Annotated in this window: 8 protein-coding genes; all 8 read left to right on the top strand. The window is 46.2% G+C overall.

What is annotated here, in order from left to right:
* Window positions 1-622 precede the first annotated feature (622 nt).
* The 8 genes from gvpA (at window position 623) to Q8P28_09665 (ending at window position 6,360) form a co-directional block, all read left to right on the top strand.
* Window positions 623-838, top strand: a complete 216-nt coding sequence (gene gvpA / locus Q8P28_09700) for a gas vesicle structural protein GvpA (GenBank protein ID MDP2683055.1) — start codon at window positions 623-625, stop codon at window positions 836-838.
* 91 nt (window positions 839-929) lie between these two features.
* On the top strand, window positions 930-1,271 hold the full coding sequence (locus Q8P28_09695) for a hypothetical protein (GenBank protein ID MDP2683054.1): 342 nt from the start codon (window positions 930-932) through the stop codon (window positions 1,269-1,271).
* Window positions 1,272-1,285: 14 nt separating this feature from the next.
* Complete coding sequence (gvpN, locus tag Q8P28_09690) at window positions 1,286-2,272, top strand: gas vesicle protein GvpN (protein ID MDP2683053.1); 987 nt, start codon at window positions 1,286-1,288, stop codon at window positions 2,270-2,272.
* A gap of 29 nt (window positions 2,273-2,301) precedes the next feature.
* Window positions 2,302-2,616: a hypothetical protein gene (locus Q8P28_09685; protein ID MDP2683052.1), complete on the top strand. Its 315-nt coding sequence runs from the start codon at window positions 2,302-2,304 to the stop codon at window positions 2,614-2,616.
* A gap of 12 nt (window positions 2,617-2,628) precedes the next feature.
* A complete protein-coding gene (locus tag Q8P28_09680) occupies window positions 2,629-2,853 on the top strand; it encodes a hypothetical protein (protein ID MDP2683051.1) in 225 nt (74 codons plus the stop codon).
* The gene (locus Q8P28_09675) at window positions 2,805-3,575 is read left to right on the top strand and encodes a GvpL/GvpF family gas vesicle protein (GenBank protein MDP2683050.1); all 771 of its coding nucleotides are present in this window, start codon (window positions 2,805-2,807) and stop codon (window positions 3,573-3,575) included. Before Q8P28_09680 ends, Q8P28_09675 begins: the two co-directional genes overlap by 49 nt.
* Before the next feature lie 105 nt (window positions 3,576-3,680).
* Entirely contained in the window at window positions 3,681-4,229 is a 549-nt protein-coding gene (gene hsp20, locus Q8P28_09670; GenBank protein ID MDP2683049.1) for an archaeal heat shock protein Hsp20, read from the top strand.
* Window position 4,230: 1 nt separating this feature from the next.
* Window positions 4,231-6,360 (top strand): CDC48 family AAA ATPase, encoded by a 2,130-nt coding sequence (locus Q8P28_09665; GenBank protein ID MDP2683048.1) that lies wholly within the window; start codon window positions 4,231-4,233, stop codon window positions 6,358-6,360.
* The last annotated feature ends 3 nt before the right edge of the window (window positions 6,361-6,363 follow it).

Raw genomic sequence — 6,363 nt, 5'->3', positions numbered from 1 at the left:
ACTTGCTTTGAAGCCTTGAGCGCGAAGAACGGCTATATGGTCTCTCTCTTCGCTGGAGAGATGTTTATATGTTTGTTTGTGCATTCACTTAGGATACCTTCCTTTCCTAAGTGTTGCACTTCCTTATTGAACTGGGGATCCTAAATCCTAACAGGTTGCTGAAAAAGTCCATATTACGCCAAAACGCACACATAAAGGGTGCGGCTACCTTGTTAAAAATCAATATATTATTTTAATGTAGTTGCTCAATTTATTGAGCGCATTTTGTAACTCAAGGCTTTAGCCTTGAAAACTCAAACCTGAAGGTTTGAGTTACAATCGCCGATAAATCGGCAGGCTACAAATAAAACGCAACCTAAAAGGTTGCGGCTACCATTCACGCATTATTTGGGTTTAATTCTTAAACGGCATCTTTATAGAATATATTCTATGGAATACATTCCATAGTTATGGCGTAAACGCCATAATCTTTCACGGCTGCATATATCTTTAGAAAAGACCAATCCCTGCAAATCGGCTATTTCCCACGCTTTACAGCCAATCATCCAATCCTCTTCATACATGGCATGGAATTTGCTCTTCCTATAGTTCAGCAAATACACGATGAAAGGAGGTGATTATCATGGCAGTAGAAAAAACTATGGCATCATCCAGCCTGGTAGAGGTAATTGACCGGATCCTGGACAAAGGCGTAGTCATCGACGCATGGGCAAGGGTATCCCTTGTGGGCATCGAGATTCTGGCAATAGAGGCCAGAGTGGTTGTCGCATCTGTTGAGACCTTCCTCAAGTATGCTGAGGCAGTTGGTCTCACGGCAACTGAAGCAGCCGCAGCTTAGGCGCTTTAAGGGGTAAGAGAGCGGGACATTGGGGACGGATTCGAAATCTGTCCCCATCATGTCTAATCAAACACAAAGGAGGAAACTAATTATGTCAAATGCAGAAGGTATGAGATCACTGGCACAGAATATAACAGCTTCGTATGATGCGAGGGTTGGAGAACTTGCCTCCATCAGGCAGCAGACATTGGATATGCTTTCCGAATTTCATCGTATGGATGATGAGAGGAAGACATCTGTTTCTAACATTAAAAAAGAGGTCTCAGGTATGCTCGACGACTTCAAAGGTATTATAGATGGCTTCAAAAAGGAGCAGGAAGACGCGGCAGGCGCATGGCACGGCCTCGCAGCCACAATGCAGTCAAAGCGGGGGAAGAAGACAGGGAGGACTGTGAAGGTTCGGCAGGCTCATGGTAAGGGCAAGAAAGGTTAAGGGAGGTATTTATCATGTCAATTGGAGAATTTACAACGATGCTTGAGCCACGAAGGCTTCCAAACTTTGTGGAGACAGGTTATGTCCGCGATGTTACGGAACGGGCGCTTGCCTATATTGCCGCGGGCTTTCCCGTCCATTTCAGAGGCGCATCAGGCACAGGCAAGACAACCCTTGCCATGCATCTCGCTTCAAAGGTAGGAAGACCTGTTATCATCATACACGGCGACGAGGAGCATTCCACTTCCGATCTGGTTGGCGGGCAGCACGGCTACAGGAAGAGGATGGTGGTGGACAACTTCATCCACTCGGTATTGAAAACAGATGAGAACATGCAGAATACATGGGTGGACAACCGCCTCACAGTTGCCTGTAAATACGGTTTCACCCTCATCTATGATGAGTTTACAAGGTCAAGGCCCGAGGCTAATAATGTCCTGCTTTCGGTCCTTCAGGAAAAGATGATGGATATGCCTGCTTCAAGGGAAGGGGAAGGGTATCTCAAGGTTGACCCAAACTTCACGGCGATATTTACGAGCAACCCGGAAGAGTATGCTGGTGTTTACAGGAGCCAGGATGCGCTGAGGGATAGGATGGTTACCATGGACATTGACCATCCTGACAGGGAGACCGAGGGCGCAATAACCGTTGCAAAATCAGGACTGGAAAAAGAGGATGCCGGGAAGATAGTGGATATCGTAAGGGCTTTAAGGGATTCAGGCAAATGCGAGTTTGCGCCCACTGTGAGGGGGTGCATCATGATAGCAAAGACGCTCAAGGTAAGAAAGGGCTCTGTGGATGCGGAAAGCAGGATATTCAGGGATATATGCACAGATGTCCTTTGCTCTGAGACCAGCAGGGTTGGATCAAAGACCAGCACGAAAAAGGTTGGGGAATTGATAGAAAAACTCATAGATAAGCACTGCAGGAACGGGTCAGGTTTCAGGGTTAAACAAAGGATTTATGACGGAGAGGAAGCCGCTGAGTCTCCGTTAAGCTGAGTTTCTGATTTTCATAGGAGGCTTAAACTATGTCCAGAAAAACACTGGGTCTCTCTGATATAAAGACCGGTCAGAGGGCAAAAATCCGCTCCATGCTTGGGCGCAAGGGCAAAGACTATCTCGGGCTTTTTGGCATGGCCATGGAAAAGACAAGGCTGGAACATGAGATGCAGACTATTGATAAAAGAAAAATGAATATAGAGGCGGAGATTAAAGACCTCAAAAGGGAGATAGAAAAGATGGAACAATCTGCGCCTGCACAATTCAAACATGAGAAGAAGAATAAATTGCGCCGGAATGCGGGGGCAAAGTCCCCTTTAAAGGCGATGGTCATGGATTATTAAAGGAGAGAAGATATGGATTGGAAATCTTATGAATTAGAGACAGTGGTGAACAAAGGCAAAAACACAAGGCTTAATTCAGCATCTCTATGGCGTCTTGCCAGAACCCTTATGGCAAGGGAAAGGGCAAGGGCGCTGGAGAGGGGGAGGATAAACCCCGGAGTGTCAGCGCTGGAAAGGGAGGCAGATTTTTGGAAAAGGCAGAGAGAACAGGGGAAGGTAGCTACCTTTACTGCATAATAGGGACGGGAGAGGCTATAAACTTCGGGGATATCGGGATCGGCGGGAGAGGCGATGCGGTTACTACCGCAGGTTATGAGGACATCTCTGCTGTTATCAGTAAATCTCCTGAGACAAAATATGTCTTAAACAGAGGGAATCTGCTGGCGCACCAACGTGTCATTGAAAGGGTTATGAAGGAACATACTGTGCTTCCTGTGAGGTTTTCTACCATTGCCGATAGTATAGAAGATATCCGGGGGCTTTTGAGAAAAAGATATGAAGAGTTTAAGAAACTATTAAGGGATATGGACAATAAGATAGAACTGGGGATTAAGGCTGTGTGGAAGGATATAGACGCAGTCTTTCAGGAGATATTACAGGAAGATGAGGAGATTAAACGGTTGAGGGATAAGACAGCGGCAATGCCGTCTGGCAAGACTTATGGCGACAGAATTAACCTGGGTAAGATGGTGCAGGCAAGATTAAAGAGAAAAAAAGAGGCAGAGGCAGATAAGATGATGAACTCCTTAAAGACTATTTCTATAGATACCCGCACCAATCAGGTCTATGGAGATAATATGGTTTTAAATGCGGCATTTTTAGTTGGTATGACGCGGATAAAGGAATTTGACGAAAAGGTAGAAGGGTTTGACGCAGCCCACAACGAAAGGCTGAAGATAAAATATGTGGGTCCGGCGCCGCCGTTTAACTTTGTAAATATAGTGGTGGAGTGGAAATGAAAGAAAATGCAAATTGAAGATTGAAGATTGAAGATTTTAAATTTGCAATTTGCAATTTGCAATTTGCATTTTGCAATATCGCAAAGCGAGTAAGGGAGGTGTGATATGTCGGCTGAAAAGAAAAAAGCAGAAGCAAAAAAAGAGGAGGAAGGGGTAATTGACTTTGGTGTGGGAAAGATTTCCCTCGGCGGGATATTCAAAGGGCTGGGCGACCTGATAGATATGGCTGGCAAGGTTGCTGAAAAGGGAGAAGCAATCAGAAAAGAAGGCGAACTAAAGGGTTTTGGCAAAGGGGGCAAAGAGGTAAAAGGTGTTTATGGATTTTCCATCAGGACATTGGGGGGAAAGCCGATAGTAGAGCCGTTTGGAAATATCAAGGAGAGCCCGGAGGGGCCTGTAGTAGAGGAGGTGAGAGAGCCCATGGTAGATGTGTTTGATGAAAAAGATCATATATTAGTTATTGCTGAGATGCCTGGAGTGGAAAAGGGTGATATTCATGTTGATGTGAATGATGATCTGCTTACCCTCAAGGCAGATGGCAAGGAAAGAAAATATAGAAAGAATATTACACTTCCGTCCCGCGTAAATACATCCACGCTTACCTCTGCTTATAAAAATGGGGTAATGGAAATAAAAATGGAAAAGAGGGCATGAAATGTCGGAATCGTCAGGCATATTAAACTTGCGTGTTTCAGAGGCAAGGACAAAGGATGTAGGCAGAGGCATTGCCAGAATAGACCCTTCAGATATGACAACCCTTGGTGTTGAGGTGGGAGATATTGTGCAGATCACAGGCAAGCGCAAGACTGTTGCCAAGGTCATGCCCACATATATTGAGGACAGGGGCAAGGGTATTATTCAGGCCGATGGCCTCATAAGACAGAATGCGCAGATAGGATTAGATGAAAAGACTGCAATTGAGAAGATGCCGTATAAACCAGCACAGAGGGTTATTTTATCTCCCGTTACCTTTTTGAGAGGGGCAATAGGGGATATGAGATATTTAAGCAGTCTGTTAGATGGGCTGCCTCTTGTGGAAGGCGACAGGATAAGGGCAACCCTTTTTGGAACCAGAAGCCATGATTTTTTGGTTGGGGCTGTTATACCAAGGGATGTGGTGGTCATCCATCCAAAGACTATTATTGAAATAAAAACAAGAAAGGAAGAGAAGAAGTCCCCGGAAAGGGCGCGGATATCATATGAGGATATTGGCGGACTAAAAAAAGAGATACGCAGGATACGGGAGATGATAGAACTGCCTTTAAGACACCCTCAGGTATTTGAAAGGCTTGGCATAGATGCGCCAAAGGGGGTTTTTTTACACGGGCCGCCGGGCTGCGGAAAGACCCTTATTGCGAGGGCTGTTGCAAATGAAACAGACGCATATTTTACCCATCTGAGCGGGCCTGAGATTATGCACAAGTTTTACGGCGAGAGCGAGGCGCACTTAAGAAAGATATTTGAGACAGCATCGTCTAACGCCCCTGCAATAATATTCCTTGATGAGATAGACGCGATTGCGCCAAAACGGGAAGAGATGGGCGCGGAAAAACAGGTGGAGAGAAGGGTTGTCGCCCAGCTCCTTGCATTGATGGATGGACTGGAATCCAGGGGACAGGTAATCGTTATCGGCGCCACAAACCTTCCAAATATGGTTGACCCTGCGCTTAGAAGACCGGGGAGGTTTGACAGGGAGATAGAGATAAGCATACCTGATAAAAACGGCAGGCTGGAGATCATCACAATACATACAAGGGGAATGCCGTTGGCGCAGGATGTTGACCTGCAGAGGATATCCCAGATTACACACGGGTTTGTCGGAGCTGACCTTGAGGCGCTCTGCAGGGAGGCGGCAATGGCTACCTTAAGAAAGATATTCCCGTCGATAGACTTTCATCTTGATGAGGTGCCTTATGAAACCCTGATTAAATTAGAGGTAACGATGGACGATTTTATTGAGGCCCTGAAGGATGTTGAACCGTCATGTTTGAGGGAGGTCTTTGTAGAGGTCCCTGATGTCCGGTGGTCGGATATAGGCGGTATGTATGATATAAAACAGACCCTGATAGATGCAGTTGAACTGCCGTTAAAACACCCTGAACTCTTTAGATATGCGCGGACAAGACCCCCGAAGGGCATACTTTTACACGGCGCCCCAGGCACAGGAAAGACCATGATGGCAAAGGCGCTTGCCACCGAGAGCGAGGGCAATTTTATATCCATCAAGGGCCCGGAGATATTATCAAAGTGGGTCGGCGAGAGTGAGAGGGGGGTGAGGGAGGTCTTTCATAAGGCAAAACAGGCAGTGCCGTGTATTATGTTTTTTGATGAGATAGATTCGCTTGTTCCCACAAGGGGAGGCGGTGATTCCCATGTTACTGAGCGGGTCATCAGCCAGTTCCTTACAGAAATGGACGGCATAGAGGAATTAAAGGGCGTGGTGGTGCTGGCTGCCACAAACAGGATGGACATCATTGACCCGGCCCTTCTCAGAACAGGCAGATTTGATGTGATATGTGAACTGCCCATGCCCGACGAAAAGGCAAGGCTTGAGATATTCAAGATCCATACAAAGGGAAAACCCCTTGCTGAAGATGTGGATATTAATGCCTTGACAATGTTGACCAATGGCGTGGCCGGTTCTGACATAGAGGCTATATGCAGGGAGGCAACACTTCTCGCAATAAGGCAGTTTCTGAGTATTAAAGGCAGGGATATAGAGGAATTAACTATCTCTATGGCAAACATGGAAAGGGCAGTGGAGTCTATAAGAAAGAGGAAATAAATT

The sequence above is a fragment of the Deltaproteobacteria bacterium genome, from assembly GCA_030690165.1.
Classification (GTDB): domain Bacteria; phylum Desulfobacterota; class GWC2-55-46; order UBA9637; family UBA9637; genus JACRNJ01.
This window is presented reverse-complemented; position numbering and strand designations above follow the sequence as displayed.